Consider the following 20,070-nt stretch of genomic DNA (forward strand, 5'->3'; position numbering starts at 1 on the left):
AATAATATGTTATCTTCAGGGCAGGGTGAGATTCCCGACCGGCGGTAAAGCCCGCTACCTCTTGTAAAAGAGCTGATCTGGTTAGATTCCAGAGCCGACAGTAAAGTCTGGATGGAAGAAGATTGAGACACATCTATTTTTTAGATGCAGTTTGTCTATTTTCGACCCTGAAGATTTTGGGGTCTTTTTTAATGCCCCAAAATTTTAATTAAAGGGAGATGAGAAGCATGTCAAGAAGAAATGGTTTAACTTTAAGAAGGATGGTAAGGATTGCGATTTTAGCTGCTATTGCTTTTGTACTAATGTTATTCCCTAGTTTCCCGTTACCATTTATGCCGCCGTTTATGAGCTGGGATGCTAGTGAGATACCGGCGCTTATAGCAGGGTTTTCCATGGGGCCAGTTTCGGGAGTGCTTGTGGTGTTGGTGAAAAACTTGCTTAAGCTAACCCAAACTAGTACTTTTGGAGTTGGGGAGCTATCTAACTTTATTATCGGAGCTTCTTATGTATTTTCAGCATCAATTGTTTATCACTATATTCGCACTAGAAAAGGTGCTCTCTTAGGCTTAACGCTAGGAACCATAGTAATAGCCATCGTCGGGGCACTATCAAATTATTATTTAATTTTACCATTCTATATTAGAGTTATGGGCTTTGATATTGATACTATTGTAGGAATGACATCAGAGGTAAACAGATATGTCACAGACTTTAGGAGTTATATTATATTAGCAGTTGTACCCTTTAATGTTTTTAAAGGTGCAAGTGTTGGGTTAATAACATTTTTTATATACAAATATATAAAACCTTTATTAAAGTTATAGTAGTTTTAAAAAAAGCAATACCCTGATGGGTGTTGTTTTTTTTTGTTACAGCATACCCCCAAACTGGTACCAATTGACCTACTTGTACGAGCGTAGATTAGAATTTATTCTAAAATCACCTTTTGTACTTTAGATTTTGAACTAAACCGCCATTTTACAAAAAAGCTTCACGGTAGATTTCCTAACTAAAAGGAAAAGGGTCCGAAGGGGAGGTACCCATGTACTATGTGGAAAGTAGTCCCCCAGCGATTATTGAGCCGAGAGTGTTTGACTTGGTTCAACAAGAGTTCAAGAAAAGAAAGGATGTAAAAGGTTATAGGACAGGGGGAGAGATTTTTGCGGGTAAGATAACTTGTGGTGAGTGTGGAGCCTTTTATGGACCTAAAGTCTGGTATTCAAACAGTAAATATCGACGAGTAGTATGGCAATTCAAACCATAAGTTTAGGAATGATAAGAAATGCAAAACACCTCATATAAATGAAGAAAAGATTAAAGAGATGTTGTAGAAGTCTTTAATAGTCTTATCGAAAGTAAGGATTAGGTGTTAAAAGGCTATGAAACGATTATCCAAACCCTGACACCACTGCAATTGATAAAGAGCTGGCAAGGCTACATAAGAATGTGAAGTTGTGGAGAGTTAATTAGAAAAAGTGTAGAAGAAAACGCTCTAAATGTTTTAAATCAGGAGGGTGTCAACAGAACTATACTCAGTTAGTTAATAGATACGAATCAGCAAAACAAAGCATTGAAAAGCTTCAGAAGAAAAGGTTACAACAAAAGGTTAAGAATGAAAGTTTAGCAGAGTTTATGAAGAGATTGGAGCAAAGAGATAGGTGTTAATAGACTTTACTAGGTTCTATGGAATGCACAGTGGATAAGGTGAGAGTTCAAAAAGAGGGTAAAGTTACTATAGTATTCAAAGATGGTGTGGAAATGGATGGGGAATATAAGCGGCATTAAAATACTCGTAGGAGTTATGTGATAGCTCTTGCGGGCTATTTTTCGCTATGTTATTGAATGTTTTTCAAAGTCATACTCACACTTTAGAAATTCTCTACAGTTTTTGAGAATTTTTTTCCTTACTTTTTTGTAATCCAATAATTCGCATATAAAAATAGCTTTTTTAACAGAACTAACATATTCAGGATCATCCAGGTAGTGCTCGATTACTCCTTTACCGTAGTATAGAATATGTAATCCTGAAAATTGATTATTTTTCTTGCAATATTTAATGCCTAAATTAGCATACTTTAAAGCCTTTATATAATCATTGTTTCTTTTATATGCTGTAGCAAGGTTATGACAAAGCTTTGGGTATAGCCTATTTTCTAAGTCTACACTATCAAAGCAGAATTGTATTATTTCAAGATAACTGGTAGTATTACCTAAATCATTTGTTACAAAAGCAATATTCATAAGTATTCTTAATTCTATTGAAGAATATATATATGCTTTATACCTTTTCATAGTAAATTCTTGATTGTTAATTTTTAAAGCATTGATCAACTTTGTATAAGCATTTTGAGGATCATTATGTACTTTATATAGCATAGCACCCTCAATGAAACAGTAGATATGTTGAATTTGAATTTTATAATAATCATTATTGACTAAAGGCTTTAACTTATTTAGATCATCTATCACCGTAGATAGGGTTTCATATTCATTTCTATCTAACTTTAACTCTAACAGATGTTTAATATTGTTAAAAAGGGTATAGTCATCCAATCTATATTTGAGCAGCAGTGCTGTAATGTCTTCTTTCAAGGCAATAGAGAGAGCCTCTAATGTATCTAGCCTTGGAATTACTTTGCCATTTTCAATTTTCCTCAGGGTTTCTATGTTGATACATGTTTTCTCCGAAATTATAGACTGACTGTATTCTTGCCTCTTTCTTAACAATCTTACTTGTTCCCCAAAAAGACTTAAATTATAAAGCATTCTCTCACCTCCATAATCATAGAACGGTCTAAATGTCAACCCAATCAAAACAGGGTTTTTTATTATTGTAATTATTATATAATATTGGTAATAGTTATACAAATTAAACTATGGGGGGATTTATGTGAAAAAGAATCTGATAGTAGTTGGTATGATTGTTTTTATTTTAGTTATTCAACTTGCAAGTGCAAAATTCCATTCCTATAGGTATAGGTGCAACAATCTTTCCAGAAAATTTTAATGAAATAGAAGATATTTATAATTTTAGCATTCAAGAAAAAGTTGATTTTCTTCGGATTGTTCCAGGTTTAAAAGTTGGACTCTCTGAAAATATAGATATAGATTATTCAAATCATATTAAAGTAATTGAAAAAATGCAATCAATTATATCAGATAAACTAATTGATTTTGCTTCAGAAGAACATGAGCTATAACAGACAATTATTATGATACATTTACAAGTTCATGTCCAGGTGGTGAATATGCATACCATATGAATTCTACAGGTGAGTTAAGTATATGTCCTTTTATTAGAAAAAAGGATCTGGATTTAAATGAAACTATAGATTATGATCAAGATCAAAATGAATTTATTATTCTTAGAGAAAAAATGAATTCATTTATCGATAGTTTATCCTATGATCTTCAAGGTAACTGTAAATCATGTGATGTATTAAATATTTGTAAAGGTGGATGTTTAGCTACAAAATTACAAGAAAATTTAGATTTAAGTAGTGAACAACCATATTGTATGAAAAAAATATTAAAACAGGTTGAGAATAATAACTCCTCAGATAAAAAATTTAGAAAGACAATGGGGCATTGGATACACAGTTCTATACATCATAAATATAAAAATATACCTTATTGTATTAGGCAGTTACCATTTTGGATGATAAATTTCCATAAATATAAAATGAATTAGTTTCAGGCTTACTTTTTATTCAAAGCTTGATACAAAATAAAGAGCAAAGTAAATTGTCATAATTTAAAAGGAGGATTTACATATGAAGCATATTTTAAGTGTAGAGGATGTAGAAAAAAATTTGGTGATTTCAAAGCTGTTAGTGAATTAAACTTCAAAGTAAATAAAGGTGAAATAATCGGCTTTATAGGACATAATGGAGCTGGAAAAACAACAACTTTGAAAATGTGTGTAGGTTTGCTTCGGCCAACTAAAGGAAGGATTTTAGTAAATGGAGTAGATATAGATAAGAATCCAGAAATTGCTAAGCAAAAAATTGGTTATGTTTCAGATAATCCTCCTCTTTATGATAAGTTAACTGCTAGAGAGTTTGTAGAGTTTATGTATAATTTATATACACAAGAAAAAAAGCATGAGAATTTAAATGAGTTAGAGGAGAGAATGAATGATTTATTTTATGCATTTGAACTAAATGAGAAATATGACGAGTTAATCGAAGGATTTTCCAGGGGAATGAGACAAAAAGTTGCATTAATTGCTGCACTTATCCACGAACCAGAAATATTGATAGTAGACGAACCTACTGCTAATCTTGATCCTATTAGTGCTCGAATTACTAAAGACATTTTTCGAAACTTAGCTAAAAGTGGAGTTACTGTCTTTTTCTCTACTCACATTATGGAAATTGCAGAATCAATTTGCGATAGAGTAGTTATTATTAACAAAGGAAAAATCATGTCTTTAGGTACTCCCAAAGAGTTAATAGAAAAACATAGCGATAACCAACTTACAACTTTAGAAGATGTTTTTATTAATCTAACTGATTCTACTAATAAATACATAGTAAAATCATCCATTTTGAAGGAGGGAGACTAATGATAAAGACACTGTTTGAAAAAGACATAAAGCTTATTAAAAATAGGTATTTTAAAACGACTAAAGGACTAAAATCTCTAATTATAGGCTTTGTTTTTATTAGTGTGGTTATTGCATTAATTACTATTCAGTTTACAAATAGATTAGCTCTATTGACAACTTTAGTTACATCTGATTATTTGATATTTTTAAGCTTAATTTTTTTCAGCGTAGTAGTATTTGCAAGTGTTTTTATTGAAACAAGAAAAAAATTCTATTTTTCCTCGGAGTTAAGCTTATTAATTCCAACTCCCATACCAAGTAAATCTTTTTTTTTATATTATTTTATTAAAAATGCTTGTTTAATGCCACATATATTAGTAATAGGAATACTTCTGCACATTCTACCCATGTTAATTTCAATAGGTATAAATGCTGAGGCTTCATTTTTATATTATATAGCTATATTACCAATAAGCTATAGTATTTTAGTTATTGTTGCATCTATCACTATTTCAATTATGATGTTTATTTCTAGTGTTTTTTCAGTAAAAACACTGAATAAATTTTTAATAAGCATAAATGTTATAATAGCCATTGTATTTATTGGGTTTCTATTTTTCTTTAGAATTCCTTCTATGACTATGTTTTTCAATTCAATAGATCGGATATATGGCCTTTTAGAGGTACTGTTTTTTCCGGTAAAACTAGCGACAGATATAATGTATCTCTTGATTGATAAAAATGATTTATTGATAGCTTTAAAATATTTGTTATACTTGTTGTTAATCAAAATTTTTATTTTCAGGTTGTCAACATTTATATCTTCAAAATTATATTACAAAGGATATGATAGGGTTCAATCTTTAAATACTAAAATTAAAAATAAAGGCAAAGCTAGTAAGTTTAACAAGAAGAAATTTTTAAATATCAAAATATTTAATTATATTGTTATGACGGAATGGAAAAAAGCCTATAGAAATAATGAAATGATTAATGGGAGCTTGAGTTTAATTATTATATTATTTATATATATTTTCTTGGAAGATAGCTTCTCTAATAACTTGGTATGGTCTAATTTGCAGATTATAGCTCACATAGGCGTAATAGGTTTTCTTTGCTCGGGCTCAGTTGCAATGTTATTTATTCCATATAATTTGATATTACAAGGGGCTTTAAAAAATCAATATTGGATATTTAAAGTATCTCCTATTAAAGGATATGAATATATTTTTTATACTTGGTTATCTCAATTTGTTTTACAATATATATTCAGTGGAATTGTATTATCAATAGCCTTCCTAATTTTTAATTATAATCATTTTGCGATATTAACTTCTTTGATTATAATGTTTGTATTAATTGCTACATTTGGAATAATAAAGCTGACCCTTAATTTATTTGTATTTACACAAGAACATACGCCATTTACTATTACTCAAAAAATCATAATAAATATAATGCCATTTATGTATTATTTTTTGGCATTAGGAATTTTAGCTCTATCTCAAATTTACTCAGAAATAAGCTATTTAAGATTTATAGCTAATTTAAACTCTAATTACATAATAGCTATAAGTGGATTATTATTCTTGTCAATTTCCATTTTTTCTATATATTATTCATTTGTGTATAGTGTTAAGTTCTGGGAAAAAATGGAGTTTTAATTAAAATGTAGTTAATAAGCTTCTAAATGTATGTAGTTAGACCTTTAAGGAAAAAGAGGATACAAAAAACTATAACCTATATTAAAAGCACTTGGGATGGGATAAAAGCATCAGTTGAAAATCCTGAGATAGGATGCAATGCAGAAGGACATGTGAGCCATGTTTTATCATCCTGTTTGGGCAGTCGCCCTATGACTTGGAGTCTAAATGGTGCAAACCTAACAAGGGTAGCGCTAAGAGGCCTTAATAACAAAATTAGCATTTAAACTAAATATTTTTGGTGGGCCCCAGAGGTTCTTTTTTCAAACCTACAGTGTCTTGACACTAACTCAAGCTTAAAATAACTATTGCCAAAACTCTTTTGGAGTTGGGGAGCTATCTAACTTTATTATTGGAGCTTCTTATGTATTCTCAGCATCAATTGTTTATCACTATATTCGCACTAGAAAAGGTGCTCTCCTAGGCTTAACACTAGGAACCATAGTAATAGCCATTGTCGGGGCACTATCAAATTATTATTTAATTTTACCATTCTATATTAGAGTTATGGGCTTTGATATTGCTACTATTGTAGGAATGACATCAGAGGTAAACAGATATGTCACAGACTTTAGGAGTTATAAGTTATACCCTTTAATGTTTTTAAAGGTGCAAGTGTTAGGTTAATAACATTTTTTATATACAAATATATAAAACCTCTATTAAAGTTATAGTAGTTTTAAAAAAAGCAATACCCTGATGGGTATTGCTTTTTTTGTTACAGCATATAAACTGGTACCAATTGACCTACTTGTACGAGCGTAGATTAGAATTTATTCTAAAATCACCTTTTGTACTTTAGATTTTGAACTAACTCGTAGCGGGTAATTCATTGCCCGCGGATATGAGTTTGCACTATCTAGGCTTTTCATTTCGGTACAGATAGGGCAGGAACTTGGGTCATTTATTGGCTACCATATAAGTAAGCAACAATCGTCTCACTGAGATACGTGGGACATAATATTCGGGAGGAGGCGCTGCTCCCTACGCCATTTGGGGCGTTGTTTTGGGTCATCATTAAGGTCTAGGTCTTCCTATCCAAGTCTATCCGCTATCCAACATCCAACTAAAAAAGGCTGGTCAGTTCAGGATTGCCAATAAACTTCCGGATTTGCGAGAAGCCTAAGCTTTTTCTCCACATGTTCGACAGCTTTGCCTTATGGGTCGACATGCCTATGTCTCTGATGTTTATGTAAGCCAGCCCAAAGGTAAAGCTTTACTCACAGGGAGAAAAGACGCCGCCTTCAAGCAAACCCTCCAATATATAGCCAATCCTTCAGAAGGTTTGTTAGGTGAGTGTACTAAACTTTAGGTTAGAGTCAGCGGTGAGACAGTCAAGTCAGTAGAAAATCATCATGGCATATCTACTGTCCTTCTGACCAACCATCCAACTAGGATTTTAATTGTCAATTGTCCATTGTAAATTGTAAATTCGCCCTTGAATTTGATAACTTATTCTATCCATTCAACCATCCAACTGGTCTTTGAATTTCCTATCCGCTACCTGCTATCTGCTGACCACCAAAACGGACCCATTTATTCCCACGAATATTCTCTTGACCTTCGGTTAAAATGATGTTAAAGTATATAACTGTCGCTGAAACAAGCGGCGGCAAAAATATTCGACAACTTCTAAAAAAAATAAAAAAAGTTGTTGACAGCAAAACGAATAAATGGTATAGTATTACTTGTCGCTGAAACACGGCGGCAAACAAATTAGGTCTTTGAAAATTGAACAGCTAATGCAAAAGCCAGAAATGCAGACTAGAATTCCTGCTCTTGGAATTCGTAGTCGAATTTACCCAAAAACTTTTACCAAAAGTTTGTTGGGCTCCGTTTTAATTAGTTTTAAAACATTTAAGTAAGATGAGCTAAATTTTAGCTTTTCATAGAATCTTTTATGGAGAGTTTGATCCTGGCTCAGGACGAACGCTGGCGGCATGCCTCACACATGCAAGTCGAACGATCCGACACTCAACCTAGTTGAGTGTCTGGATAGTGGCGGACGGGTGCGTAACACGTGGGCAACCTGCCCTTTAGATCGGGATACCATCGGGAAACTGATGTTAATACCGGATACCTTCTTTTTGTCACCTGATAAAAAGAAGAAAGATTTATCGCTAAAGGATGGGCCCGCGCTTCATTAGCTAGTTGGTAGGGTAACGGCCTACCAAGGCAACGATGGATAGCTGGTCTGAGAGGACGATCAGCCACACTGGGACTGAGACACGGCCCAGACTCCTACGGGAGGCAGCAGTGGGGGATATTGCGCAATGGGGGCAACCCTGACGCAGCAATGCCGCGTGAAGGATGAAGGTTTTCGGATCGTAAACTTCTGTTATGAGGGATGAATAAAATGACAGTACCTCAAGAGGAAGCCCCGGCTAACTACGTGCCAGCAGCCGCGGTAATACGTAGGGGGCGAGCGTTGTCCGGAATTACTGGGCGTAAAGAGCATGTAGGTGGTTTGATAAGTCAGATGTTAAACTGCGGGGCTCAACCCCGTATTGCATTTGAAACTGTCAAACTTGAGGACAGGAGAGGAAAGTGGAATTCCTAGTGTAGCGGTGAAATGCGTAGATATTAGGAGGAACACCAGTGGCGAAGGCGACTTTCTGGACTGTACCTGACACTGAGATGCGAAAGCGTGGGGAGCGAACAGGATTAGATACCCTGGTAGTCCACGCCGTAAACGCTGGGCACTAGGTGTAGGGGGTTTAGATACCCTCTGTGCCGCAGTTAACGCACTAAGTGCCCCGCCTGGGGAGTACGACCGCAAGGTTGAAACTCAAAGGAATTGACGGGGGCCCGCACAAGCAGCGGAGCATGTGGTTTAATTCGACGCAACGCGAAGAACCTTACCAGGGCTTGACATCCTCTGAAGGCTTTAGAGATAGAGTCGTCCTCTTTTGAGGCAGAGAGACAGGTGGTGCATGGTTGTCGTCAGCTCGTGTCGTGAGATGTTGGGTTAAGTCCCGTAACGAGCGCAACCCTTATTCTTAGTTGCCAGCAGGTTAAGCTGGGCACTCTAAGGAGACTGCCGGTGATAAACCGGGGGAAGGTGGGGATGACGTCAAATCATCATGCCCCTTATGTCCTGGGCTACACACGTGCTACAATGGCCTGAACAACGGGAAGCGAAGGAGCGATCTGGAGCGAATCCTTTAAATCAGGTCTCAGTTCGGATTGCAGGCTGCAACTCGCCTGCATGAAGTCGGAGTTGCTAGTAATCGCGAGTCAGCATATCGCGGTGAATGCGTTCCCGGGCCTTGTACACACCGCCCGTCACACCACGAAAGTTTGCAACACCCGAAGCCGGTGAGCCAACCGGTTGGGAGGTGAGAGGTGAGAAGTTGGAAGTGAGAAAAGATAAAGTCGCAAGTTAGAAGAAGGGTTAAGTAAAAAGGTCTAAAGACTATATTTACAAGCAATAATCCCACCTCTAACATCCCACGACCCAAACTCATTTCAGAATCTCGGTTCTCACATCCCAACTGGAGGCAACCGTCGAAGGTGGGGCGAATGATTGGGGTGAAGTCGTAACAAGGTAGCCGTATCGGAAGGTGCGGCTGGATCACCTCCTTTCTAAGGAGCTTTAACTTATGGTTAGTAGCTTAGCTGTTTAATTTTGAAAGACCTAGTCTTTCAACCGATCTTTGAAATTACCCATAAGGAAAGAAACTAAGAAAGTATCAACCCGAGAAACAAAAGCGTGGTAGATACAATTTCATTATGTTTAAACGAGCAAATTAGGTCAAGTTACAAAGGGCGCACGGCGGATGCCTTGGCGCTGGGAGTCGAAGAAGGACGTAGCGAGCTGCGAAAAGCCGCGATTAGCTGCAAGCAAGCTGTAAGTCGCGGATTTCCCAATGGGGCAACCCACCACAGTTAATACTGTGGTACCACCACCTGAATAAGTAGGGTGGTAGGAGACAACCGGGGGAACTGAAACATCTAAGTACCCCGAGGAAGAGAAAGAAAACTCGATTCCCTAAGTAGTGGCGAGCGAACGGGGAAGAGCCTAAACATTTTTAGTGTAAGCCTGTATGCGTTGCTAAAAGTGGGTTGAGGGAGTTACTTTACAAGTGGATACAGCCACTTGGGATAGTTACAAAATTAAAGTTTAGGCGAATTGGCTGGGAAGCCAAACGATACAAGGTGAAAGTCCTGTAGCCGAAAAGCTTTAAACTATCTAAGTAGCCACCCGAGTATTGCGGGACACGAGAAACCCCGTAAGAATCTAGGAGGACCACCTCCAAAGGCTAAATACTACCCAGCGACCGATAGTGAACAAGTACCGTGAGGGAAAGGTGAAAAGTACCCCAGGCGGGGGATGAAATAGAACCTGAAACCGTGTGCCTACAAACAGTCAGAGCCCCATAAGCGGGTGATGGCGTACCTTTTGTATAATGGATCAGCGAGTTACATTTGCAAGCGAGGTTAAATGGTAAAGCCATGGAGCCGAAGCGAAAGCGAGTCTTAATAGGGCGTTAAGTTTGTATGTGTAGACCCGAACCCGAGTGACCTACCCATGGCCAGGGTGAAGTTTTGGTAACACAAAATGGAGGCCCGAACCCACTAATGTTGAAAAATTAGGGGATGAGCTGTGGGTAGCGGTGAAATGCCAAACGAACTCGGAGATAGCTGGTTCTCCCCGAAATAGCTTTAGGGCTAGCCTCAAGGATGAATAGTGGAGGTAGAGCACTGATTGAGCTAGGGGCCTAACCCAGGTTACCGAACTCAGTCAAACTCCGAATGCCATATATTTAGACCTTGGGAGTCAGACTATGGGTGATAAGGTCCATAGTCGAGAGGGAAACAGCCCAGACCATCTGCTAAGGTCCCCAAGTGTAAGCTAAGTGGAAAAGGATGTGGGATTGCTTAGACAACCAGGATGTTGGCTTAGAAGCAGCCACCATTTAAAGAGTGCGTAATAGCTCACTGGTCAAGTGATCCTGCGCCGAAAATGTCCGGGGCTAAAGCTTACCACCGAAGCAATGGAATTTGAGAGGTGTGAGGTGAGAGGTTAGAAATGGGAATAAAAAGTTATGAGAACCTAAAAGTTTACAAAAAAGGTTATGAATTAGCTTTAAAAGTACACCAGACAACCTTAAATTTTCCTGACTATGAGAAGTATGAACTTGGAAGTCAGTTAAGACGTGCTGCTTTATCAATACCGCTAAATATAGCGGAGGGGTATGGTAGGTCAGGTCAAGACTTCAAGAGATTTTTAGGCTATTCATTAGGATCTGCTAATGAAGTTATGGTCTTACTTCAGTTCTCACAGGATTTAGGATATACAAAACCACTCAACTCATAGACGAGTATGATGTGTTAGGTAAACAGTTATATCATCTAAGGAAGAACTGGAACTAATCCCACATCTTACTTCTCACATCACACTTCTCAATTGGTAGGGGAGCGTTCTAAGTGCGGCGAAGCTGTACCGAAAGGAGCAGTGGAGCGCTTAGAAGTGAGAATGCTGATATAAGTAACGAAAAGAGATGTGAGAATCATCTCCGCCGAAAACCTAAGGTTTCCTGAGGAAGGCTTGTCCGCTCAGGGTAAGCCGGGACCTAAGCCGAGGCCGAAAGGCGTAGGCGATGGACAACTGGTAGAGATTCCAGTGCCACCAAGCTTTGTCTAAGTGATGGGGTGACGCAGTAAGGTAGGTTATCGCACTGATGGATATGTGCGTTCAAGCCAGTAGGGATTAGAGGTAGGCAAATCCGCCTCTATCTATTCTGAGAGGTTAAGAGGACCCAATTAAGGGGAACTAACTAATCCTACACTGCCAAGAAAAGCCTCTAGCAAGAAGCGCGGTGCCCGTACCGTAAACCGACACAGGTAGGTGAGGAGAGAATCCTAAGGCGCTCGGGAGAACCTTCGTTAAGGAACTCGGCAAAATGACCCCGTAACTTCGGGAGAAGGGGTGCCTCGATATTGTGAAGTACATTCGTACTGAGCGAGAGGAGGCCGCAGTGAATAGGCCCAAGCGACTGTTTATCAAAAACACAGGTCTCTGCTAAATCGAAAGATGAAGTATAGGGGCTGACGCCTGCCCGGTGCTGGAAGGTTAAGGGAACGTGTTAGCGCAAGCAAAGCATTGAACCGAAGCCCCAGTAAACGGCGGCCGTAACTATAACGGTCCTAAGGTAGCGAAATTCCTTGTCGGGTAAGTTCCGACCCGCACGAAAGGCGCAACGACTTGGGCGCTGTCTCAACGAAGGACCCGGTGAAATTGTAGTACCTGTGAAGATGCAGGTTACCCGCGACAAGACGGAAAGACCCCGTGGAGCTTTACTGTAGCCTGATATTGGATTTTGGCATTTACTGTACAGCATAGGTGGGAGGCTGAGAATAGAGGACGCTAGTTTTCTAGGAGCCTAAAGTGGGATACCACCCTGTGAATGTTGGAATTCTAACTAGAAGCCGTAATCCGGTTTTAGGACAGTGTCAGGTGGGCAGTTTGACTGGGGCGGTCGCCTCCCAAAGAGTAACGGAGGCGCCCCAAGGTCTCCTCAGAATGGTTGGAAATCATTCGTAGAGTGCAAAGGCATAAGGAGGCTTGACTGCGAGACTTACAAGTCGAGCAGGGACGAAAGTCGGGCTTAGTGACCCGGCGGTACCGAGTGGAAGGGCCGTCGCTCAACGGATAAAAGCTACCCCGGGGATAACAGGCTTATCTCCCCCAAGAGTTCACATCGACGGGGAGGTTTGGCACCTCGATGTCGGCTCATCGCATCCTGGGGCTGTAGTAGGTCCCAAGGGTTGGGCTGTTCGCCCATTAAAGCGGTACGCGAGCTGGGTTCAGAACGTCGTGAGACAGTTCGGTCCCTATCTGTCGCGGGCGCAGGAAGTTTGAGAGGATCTGTCCTTAGTACGAGAGGACCGGGATGGACGAACCTCTAGTGTACCAGTTGTCACGCCAGTGGCAGTGCTGGGTAGCTAAGTTCGGCACGGATAAGCGCTGAAAGCATCTAAGCGCGAAGCCACCTTCAAGATAAGACTTCCCTCCGACACTCAACTTAGAATCTAACTAAGACTTGTCACCAAAGTAAGGTGTTAAAAGTCTTATAGATAAAGTATCTATAGTTTAGGTTTTGAGTTGAGTGTCGGATAAGACTCCAGATAGACTATCTGGTAGATAGGCCGGGGGTGTACAGGTAGTAATACCTTTAGCTGACCGGTACTAATAAGTCGAGGACTTGACCAACTTAGTTTAGATAATGACTTAGTTTTCTTTTCTTATGGTAATTTGAATCCAGTGACCATAGCGAAGAGGTCCCACCGGTTCCCATCTCGAACACCGAAGTTAAGCTCTTCAGCGCCGATGGTACTTGGGGTCTACCCCCTGGAAGAGTAGGACGTCGCTGGGTACTTTAAAACACCTAACCATATTATTTGGTTAGGTGTTTTTTGGGTTTATATAGCAAAAATGTGTCTATGGAATTTTTAAAAATTTATATGCATGATTAACAATAGGATTAGGAAAAAACAACGTATTCTCAAATCGCGACAATTATTTTTAACAATTATTTTTAAAATTATTTGACAAATGAAAAACATACATGTTATTATAATAGTGCACTAGTTTAATAATGCACTATTATAATATAAAAATTTCCCATAGGGGGTGATGATTTGGATTTTGATAATAGTAAGCCTATATACTTGCAAATAATAGATCACGTTAAAAAAGAAATTATCAAGGAAGAGTTAAAGGTGGGAGAGAAAATGCCATCGCAGCGGGAAATGGCACAAAAATTAAAAGTAAATCCCAATACTGTGCAGCGGGCATATAGGGAAATGGAGAGTATGAATTTAATTGAAACCTATAGAGGGCAAGGAACTTTTATAATAAGGGAGCAAGGTTTAATAAAAAGGTTAAAAGCTGAAATGGCTGAGGAGATTTTGGACAATTTTTTAAGAGAGATGCTATCCTTAGGGATCAGCAAAGATGAGATTATTGATTTCATTAGTAAAACGGAGGGGGAAAGAAAATGATTGAGTTTAGCAATGTAACCAAAAGGTTTGGAAAAGTAACAGCTTTGGATAACCTATCTGCCACAATTAATAAAGGTAAGATTACAGGTATTATGGGACCCAATGGGGCGGGGAAGTCAACCATGCTAAAGTTAATAATTGATATTAATAAGCCAACCTTTGGTGATGTTATGATAGGGGGCCAACGCGTATCAGTTGAAACAAAAAAGAGAATTTCATATTTGCCAGAGGTGGATTATTTTTACCCATGGATGAGGGTCATCGATGCTAAAGAGTTTATTAAGCCATTTTATTCCGACTGGGATGAAGAGGCATATAAAGAACTTTTAACTTTTCTTGAGCTTGATGAAAGTATGAAGATTAACAAGATTTCTAAGGGGATGAGAGCTAAAGTTAAACTATTACTTTCTTTTTCCCGTCGAGCTGATATAGTTCTATTAGATGAGCCACTTTCCGGTATAGATATTTTTACTAGGGCGAAAATTATAGAAACTATTATTAAAGATTATAGAGTAGGAGAACAATCAATAGTAATAACTACCCACGAAGTAGATGAGATTGAAAACGTCATTGATGAAGCGCTATTTTTAGATAAAGGCCAAATAGCGTTAGCCGGTGAGGTGGAATCGTTAAAGGAGAAAATGAATCTTTCTGTTATTGATATAATGAAGGAGGTATACAACGATGGAAAGTAATAGTTTTGAACGCTTTTTGGTGCTCTATAAAAAAGATATAAAAAACCTAAAACAGGAGAGTATGTTGTTGCTAGGTTTTATATTATTAGCTTATATATTTGTTGTTTATAAGATTACTATCACACAAGATGAACGGTTTTGGGTTCAGGTAGGAGATATCTTGTTTTTAATCGTTGTTTTTATGATATTTATCCGGTCTTTTGTGTTTATAGCTTCTGAGTGGAACAACAATACGGTATTTTTGGTGAAACCTTTGCCAATAAGGGGTAAAGAATTTTTATTAGCAAAAACTATGGCGGTATCAACACAAGCAATTTTTTTGGGAGGAATATGCCTTGGCTTTATGTTTTTAATTTGGCACTTTATAGTTGATATTGAACCTTTTTATGCTGCTTATGAAAGAAAAATTTGGATCATTTTATTTGACTTTATCAAGCTGATCAATCTATTTACTATAGTTTTTTTTAGTAGTGTGGTAGGCCAGCTATTTAAACGGCACTCTCAACTTATAACTATCTTTGTTTTCGTTATTACACTATATTTAATAGTATTGTTGGATAGTGCTTTTGCTCAACTACTTGGATGCGATTACTATAGTCTTTCGTTGCCGAATACTTATCTATTTTTGATACGCACCTCTAATAGTTGGCTATCTTTTTTATTCAATGCTAGCTTTACTTTAATGTATACAATTTTCTTTTTTATGGGTGCTGCTTCACTTTATGATAAAAAAGTTGAGGAGGTAAAAAATGATTAAAAGTAATGCTAAAAAGATAATAACGCTATATAAAAAAGAAGTACGTACAATAAATAATGAGACTGTTTTTGTGTTAGGATTTCTTATCGGGTTCTTTTTACGTGAATTTATAAAGGTTAACGATTCTAGCTATGTCACAGAGGTATTTGGCTCTGTTGATAATGCTTTTATCTACTTATATTGTGCCTTATTTATAATTCTTTTTAGATCTTTTTTCCTGATGACTAATAGATATATTACCATGAGTTTGCCGGTAAAAGGAACAAGTGTTTTGATCTCTAAGATAGCAGGTACACTTACGCAATTGATTATAATTTTTGTAAGTTGGGCACTAATTTTTGGCGGATTGTGGTTTATGATATCTCAGTTGGACGGGGAAGCAATTTTAGAGTTCGATGTAAAGAAAGGTCTATACGGACTTGTATGGTTTAGTTATATTTTAAATATTATTTATTTTAGTTGTACAATAGGAAAAATAGCAAAAAGGTTTGAAAAGATAACTGCTTTTTCTGTTTTTCTATTTACAATCTTTACAATAAACAAGGGATTAGACATAATAGGGGATATATTGAATTTTGAATTTGTGGGGGCAAATCTACTGATTTTTCGAGATTTGAGAGTAATACACAGCTATAACCATATAGCACTAAATCTTTTTGGGTGTGAATACCCAACAGGAGATATTCTCTTTTCTGGATTTATGATGTTGATTTTGAGCTTGGGATTTCTAATAGTAACTGGTCACTTATGGGATAATAAAGTAGATTTTTGATGGGAAAAAATATTTATTTGACATCGATTAGTAAAAAACATATAATATAGTTTAATTGAACAATAAAAAGCAAAGAGTAGGAAAGTAGCAAGAGTTAGTAGTTTACAGAGAGGTGACCATTTGGTGGAAGGTCGCTAGCAAACACTTTTGTGAAGATCACCTATGAGCTGGATAGCTGAACTTTAGTAAGCGTCCCGTGTGGATACGTTACATCCTTAACTAAGTGACAGCATTTGCTGTAACTAGGGTGGTACCGCGGAATTTCGTCCCTAAGTCTTTTGACTTAGGGACTTTTTATTATATTGAAAGGATGAGAGGTATGGAAAAGTTTAAGGAATTGTCTAACAAACCAGTTCAGGAAAAAGAAGGTTATCTATCAAATTTTTGGGATGAAATTGATCTTCTTCAAAAAACCCTAGAAGTTAGAAAAGACGCTGAGCCGTTTGTTTTTTTTGAAGGACCGCCGACAGCTAATGGGAAGCCTGGTATTCACCATGTTATCTCTAGAACGCTAAAAGATTCTGTCTGTAGATATAAGACTATGGAGGGATATAAAGTAAAAAGAAAAGCAGGTTGGGATACCCACGGCCTACCTGTGGAGTTAGAGGTTGAAAAGCAGTTAAATCTTTCTAATAAAACTGAAATAGAGCAGTATGGACTTTCTGCTTTTAATCATAAATGCCGTGAATCAGTATTCACATATGAAAAGTTATGGAGAGATATGACTAGAAGAATGGGTTATTTACTGGATTTAGAAAATCCTTATATCACCCTAGAGAATGACTATATTGAGTCTGTATGGTGGATATTAGATAAGTTTAACAAGGAAGGCTATATCTATGAAGGTCATAAAATCCTTCCATATTGCCCAAGATGTGGTACAGGTCTAGCTTCGCATGAGGTTGCTCAGGGGTACAAAGAAATCAAATCTAACACCGTTACCGTACCTTTTAAGGTGAAAGGAAAAGATGAATATATACTAGTGTGGACTACAACTCCTTGGACACTAGCTGCTAACGTGGCATTAGCTGTCCATCCTGAGGAAACGTATATAAAGGCCCAAAAAGACGAAAAGGTTTACATCGTAGAAAAAACACTTTGCAACAAGGTGTTAGGGGAAGACTTTGAGGTAATTGAGGAGTTTAAGGGTCAAGAACTAGAGCATACTGAGTATGAACAGTTAATGCCTTTTACAAAACCAGATAAAAAAGCTTTCTTTGTGACAATTGCAGATTACGTTACCACCAGCGATGGAACTGGTATTGTTCATATAGCTCCAGCCTTTGGAGAGGATGATTATCAGGTTGGCGTTAAGTACAACCTTCCAGTAATTCAACCGGTAGACGAGTCCGGAAAATATACTACCACCCCATGGCAAGGAAAGTTCGTAATGGACTGTGATGTTGATATAATTAAATGGTTGCATGCTGAGGGCAAGCTTTTCAGCAAAGAAAAAATAGCTCATAACTATCCTCATTGTTGGAGATGTGGTACAGAACTATTATATTATGGTAAACCAAGCTGGTTTATAGAAGTAACTAAAATGAAAGATAGGCTAATAGAAAACAATAACTCGGTAGAATGGTATCCTAGCTATGTCGGTGAAAAGAGATTTGGAAATTGGTTGGAAAACTTAAATGACTGGGCAATTTCTAGAAATAGATATTGGGGAACTCCTTTAAACATTTGGAAATGTAATTGTGGACACAAAGAGTCTATAGGCTCTAGAAAAGAACTTGTGGAAAAAGCTATCGAAGATATTGATGAAAGTATCGAACTGCATAGACCGTTTGTTGATGATGTTCATATAAAGTGTGCTAAATGTGAAGAAACTATGACAAGGGTTACAGAAGTAATAGACTGCTGGTTCGACAGTGGGGCGATGCCTTTTGCACAACACCACTATCCCTTTGAAAACAAGGAAAACTTCGATGAGTTATTCCCTGCTGATTTTATCTGTGAGGGTATAGATCAAACAAGAGGCTGGTTTTATTCACTTCTGGCTATATCTACATTCGTCACAGGTAAGGCACCTTACAAGAAGGTGCTTGTAAATGACTTAATTTTAGATAAAGACGGTCAGAAGATGTCAAAATCCAAAGGTAATACAGTTAACCCTTTTGATCTCTTTGATAAATACGGAGCAGATGTTCTAAGATGGTATTTGCTATATGTATCTCCAGCTTGGACGCCTACACGCTTTGATATCGAAGGTTTAAAAGAGGTACAAAGTAAATTTATTGGAACACTAAAAAATGTTTATACTTTCTTTACCCTATATGCCAATACCGATAATGTTAACCCGAAAGATTTCTTTGTAGAGTATAAAGAGCGACCTGAGCTCGACAAATGGATAATTTCCAAATTCAACAGTTTAGTTCAGGAAGTAAAAAGCGATATGGAAATAATGGAGCTAACTCGTGCTGTAAGAAAAATACAGGAGTTTGTCAATGAAGATCTATCAAATTGGTATATTAGAAGAGCCCGTCGTCGTTTTTGGGCTTCGGAATTAACCCAGGATAAAAAGGCTGTATATAATACAACCTACGAGGTTTTAGTTGGCATATCCAAACTAGTAGCACCTTTTGTCCCATATATTTCCGAGGAAGTCTATAAAAACTTGACAGGCCAAACCTCTGTTCATCTAGAAAATTACCCACAGGTTGATTTAAACCTTATAGATAAACGTGTTGAGGAGCGAATGGATCTTGTGAGGGACTTAGTAGGACTAGGCAGATCTGCTAGAGTACAGTGCAAAATCAAGGTTCGTCAACCAATCCAGAAAATGATTATTGATGGTGACCATCATGACTTGATAAGCGATTTAGTACCGCTAATGAAAGAAGAGCTAAACGTTAAAGAAGTTGAATTTACACAGGATGTAGATAAATTTATGAATTATAGTCTTAAACCAAACTTTAAAGTGGCAGGTCCAAAGCTTGGGCCAAAGATAAAGCTACTAGGCCCAGCTTTAGCGAAAGTTAATGCCGCTGAAGTTATTCCAAAGCTTAGGTCTGGTGAAACTATTTCAATTGATTTAGGTGATGAAAGCATAGAGATAGATGAAGAACTAGTTATGATAAATATCTCAGCAAAAGAAGGCTTTACCGTTGAGATGGAAAATAACTTGTTTACTATCTTGGACACAACACTAACCCAAGAGTTGATTGACGAAGGATATGCCAGGGAGTTTATATCAAAAGTTCAGCAAATGAGAAAGAATAGTGGCTTTGAAGTGACTGACAACATAAATATATATTTTAACGCAGATGATGAAGTTACCTCAGCAATTGAAAGGTTTGAAGAATATATCAAGTCAGAAACACTAGCTGTCTCATTAAACAAAGTTTGTGATGATAGCCTAGAAAAGCAAGATGTTAATGATCACTCTACAGGCATTAAAGTAGAGAAAGTTTAATTATAATAAGCAGTGGTAAAGTACGATAAAAAATAGACGTGATACCTATCTATAAATGGAAAGGTACAACGTCTATTTTTTATGCCAATAAATTTGTATCGATACAATATGAGTAATTTTAAAATTGTATTGAAACTATTTTAGTTAAATGTGACAATTAAACTATAAT

14 protein-coding genes, 3 rRNA genes, 2 pseudogenes, 1 riboswitch and 1 other annotated feature are annotated in these 20,070 nt (G+C 37.3%); of the genes and pseudogenes, 17 read left to right on the forward strand and 2 right to left on the reverse strand.

Annotated features, from left to right (window positions below; genetic code table 11):
• Positions 1-7: 7 nt before the first annotated feature.
• Positions 8-127: riboswitch (FMN riboswitch) on the forward strand.
• A gap of 100 nt (positions 128-227) precedes the next feature.
• Both PRVXT_RS02995 and PRVXT_RS03000 read left to right on the forward strand, forming a co-directional pair.
• Positions 228-824 (forward strand): ECF transporter S component, encoded by a 597-nt coding sequence (locus tag PRVXT_RS02995; RefSeq protein WP_350344213.1) that lies wholly within the window; start codon positions 228-230, stop codon positions 822-824.
• A gap of 218 nt (positions 825-1,042) precedes the next feature.
• The gene (locus tag PRVXT_RS03000; protein ID WP_350344214.1) at positions 1,043-1,264 is read left to right on the forward strand and encodes a hypothetical protein; all 222 of its coding nucleotides are present in this window, start codon (positions 1,043-1,045) and stop codon (positions 1,262-1,264) included.
• Between the two features lie 566 nt (positions 1,265-1,830).
• Here the strand turns inward: PRVXT_RS03000 and PRVXT_RS03005 are convergent.
• Entirely contained in the window at positions 1,831-2,766 is a 936-nt protein-coding gene (locus PRVXT_RS03005) for a helix-turn-helix domain-containing protein (protein ID WP_350344215.1), read from the reverse strand.
• A gap of 185 nt (positions 2,767-2,951) precedes the next feature.
• Between PRVXT_RS03005 and PRVXT_RS03010 the strand changes: the two genes are divergently transcribed.
• From PRVXT_RS03010 to PRVXT_RS03040, 7 genes and pseudogenes are all read left to right on the forward strand, one after another.
• Positions 2,952-3,200 (forward strand): hypothetical protein, encoded by a 249-nt coding sequence (locus PRVXT_RS03010; RefSeq protein WP_350344216.1) that lies wholly within the window; start codon positions 2,952-2,954, stop codon positions 3,198-3,200.
• A complete protein-coding gene (locus PRVXT_RS03015) occupies positions 3,197-3,691 on the forward strand; it encodes an SPASM domain-containing protein (protein WP_350345096.1) in 495 nt (164 codons plus the stop codon). The genes PRVXT_RS03010 and PRVXT_RS03015 overlap by 4 nt, the downstream gene beginning before the upstream one ends.
• 36 nt (positions 3,692-3,727) lie before the next feature.
• A complete protein-coding gene (locus tag PRVXT_RS03020) occupies positions 3,728-4,567 on the forward strand; it encodes an ABC transporter ATP-binding protein (RefSeq protein WP_350345097.1) in 840 nt (279 codons plus the stop codon).
• On the forward strand, positions 4,567-6,213 hold the full coding sequence (locus tag PRVXT_RS03025) for a hypothetical protein (protein WP_350344217.1): 1,647 nt from the start codon (positions 4,567-4,569) through the stop codon (positions 6,211-6,213). The genes PRVXT_RS03020 and PRVXT_RS03025 overlap by 1 nt, the downstream gene beginning before the upstream one ends.
• 47 nt (positions 6,214-6,260) lie before the next feature.
• Positions 6,261-6,428, forward strand: a pseudogene (locus PRVXT_RS03030) (ISLre2-like element ISNth2 family transposase); the annotation flags it as partial.
• Between the two features lie 160 nt (positions 6,429-6,588).
• Positions 6,589-6,879 (forward strand): annotated as a pseudogene (locus tag PRVXT_RS03035) (ECF transporter S component); the annotation flags it as partial.
• Between the two features lie 532 nt (positions 6,880-7,411).
• Positions 7,412-7,564, forward strand: coding sequence for a hypothetical protein (locus PRVXT_RS03040; protein ID WP_350344218.1), 153 nt, complete (start codon positions 7,412-7,414; stop codon positions 7,562-7,564).
• 181 nt (positions 7,565-7,745) lie between these two features.
• Here the strand turns inward: PRVXT_RS03040 and PRVXT_RS03045 are convergent, their stop codons facing one another.
• A complete protein-coding gene (locus PRVXT_RS03045) occupies positions 7,746-7,868 on the reverse strand; it encodes a hypothetical protein (protein ID WP_350344219.1) in 123 nt (40 codons plus the stop codon).
• Positions 7,869-8,149: 281 nt separating this feature from the next.
• Between PRVXT_RS03045 and PRVXT_RS03050 the strand changes: the two genes are divergently transcribed.
• The 8 genes from PRVXT_RS03050 (at position 8,150) to ileS (ending at position 19,901) form a co-directional block, all read left to right on the forward strand.
• A 16S ribosomal RNA gene (locus PRVXT_RS03050) occupies positions 8,150-9,837 on the forward strand.
• 167 nt (positions 9,838-10,004) lie between these two features.
• Positions 10,005-13,468: ribosomal RNA gene (locus PRVXT_RS03055) — 23S ribosomal RNA — on the forward strand.
• A gap of 47 nt (positions 13,469-13,515) precedes the next feature.
• Positions 13,516-13,631: ribosomal RNA gene (rrf, locus tag PRVXT_RS03060) — 5S ribosomal RNA — on the forward strand.
• Together the 16S, 23S and 5S rRNA genes form the textbook arrangement of a ribosomal RNA operon.
• A 265-nt stretch (positions 13,632-13,896) precedes the next feature.
• Entirely contained in the window at positions 13,897-14,259 is a 363-nt protein-coding gene (locus PRVXT_RS03065; protein ID WP_350344220.1) for a GntR family transcriptional regulator, read from the forward strand.
• On the forward strand, positions 14,256-14,954 hold the full coding sequence (locus PRVXT_RS03070) for an ABC transporter ATP-binding protein (RefSeq protein WP_350344221.1): 699 nt from the start codon (positions 14,256-14,258) through the stop codon (positions 14,952-14,954). The genes PRVXT_RS03065 and PRVXT_RS03070 overlap by 4 nt, the downstream gene beginning before the upstream one ends.
• Positions 14,944-15,711 (forward strand): hypothetical protein, encoded by a 768-nt coding sequence (locus PRVXT_RS03075; RefSeq protein WP_350344222.1) that lies wholly within the window; start codon positions 14,944-14,946, stop codon positions 15,709-15,711. Before PRVXT_RS03070 ends, PRVXT_RS03075 begins: the two co-directional genes overlap by 11 nt.
• A complete protein-coding gene (locus PRVXT_RS03080) occupies positions 15,704-16,483 on the forward strand; it encodes a hypothetical protein (protein ID WP_350344223.1) in 780 nt (259 codons plus the stop codon). Before PRVXT_RS03075 ends, PRVXT_RS03080 begins: the two co-directional genes overlap by 8 nt.
• Before the next feature lie 63 nt (positions 16,484-16,546).
• Positions 16,547-16,757, forward strand: a binding site (T-box leader).
• 45 nt (positions 16,758-16,802) lie between these two features.
• The gene (gene ileS, locus PRVXT_RS03085) at positions 16,803-19,901 is read left to right on the forward strand and encodes an isoleucine--tRNA ligase (RefSeq protein ID WP_350344224.1); all 3,099 of its coding nucleotides are present in this window, start codon (positions 16,803-16,805) and stop codon (positions 19,899-19,901) included.
• The last annotated feature ends 169 nt before the right edge of the window (positions 19,902-20,070 follow it).

It is taken from the genome of Proteinivorax tanatarense (assembly GCF_040267685.1).
Classification (GTDB): Bacteria; Bacillota; Proteinivoracia; order Proteinivoracales; family Proteinivoracaceae; genus Proteinivorax; species Proteinivorax tanatarense.

Bases quoted from the DNA above. Each gene is read 5' to 3' on its own strand.
- PRVXT_RS02995 (WP_350344213.1), top strand. From the start codon at position 228: ATGTCAAGAAGAAATGGTTTAACTTTAAGAAGGATGGTAAGGATTGCG.
- PRVXT_RS03000 (WP_350344214.1), top strand. From the start codon at position 1,043: ATGTACTATGTGGAAAGTAGTCCCCCAGCGATTATTGAGCCGAGAGTG.
- PRVXT_RS03005 (WP_350344215.1), bottom strand. From the start codon at position 2,766: ATGCTTTATAATTTAAGTCTTTTTGGGGAACAAGTAAGATTGTTAAGA.
- PRVXT_RS03025 (WP_350344217.1), top strand. From the start codon at position 4,567: ATGATAAAGACACTGTTTGAAAAAGACATAAAGCTTATTAAAAATAGG.
- PRVXT_RS03040 (WP_350344218.1), top strand. From the start codon at position 7,412: ATGGGTCGACATGCCTATGTCTCTGATGTTTATGTAAGCCAGCCCAAA.
- PRVXT_RS03070 (WP_350344221.1), top strand. From the start codon at position 14,256: ATGATTGAGTTTAGCAATGTAACCAAAAGGTTTGGAAAAGTAACAGCT.
- PRVXT_RS03075 (WP_350344222.1), top strand. From the start codon at position 14,944: ATGGAAAGTAATAGTTTTGAACGCTTTTTGGTGCTCTATAAAAAAGAT.
- PRVXT_RS03080 (WP_350344223.1), top strand. From the start codon at position 15,704: ATGATTAAAAGTAATGCTAAAAAGATAATAACGCTATATAAAAAAGAA.
- ileS (WP_350344224.1), top strand. From the start codon at position 16,803: ATGGAAAAGTTTAAGGAATTGTCTAACAAACCAGTTCAGGAAAAAGAA.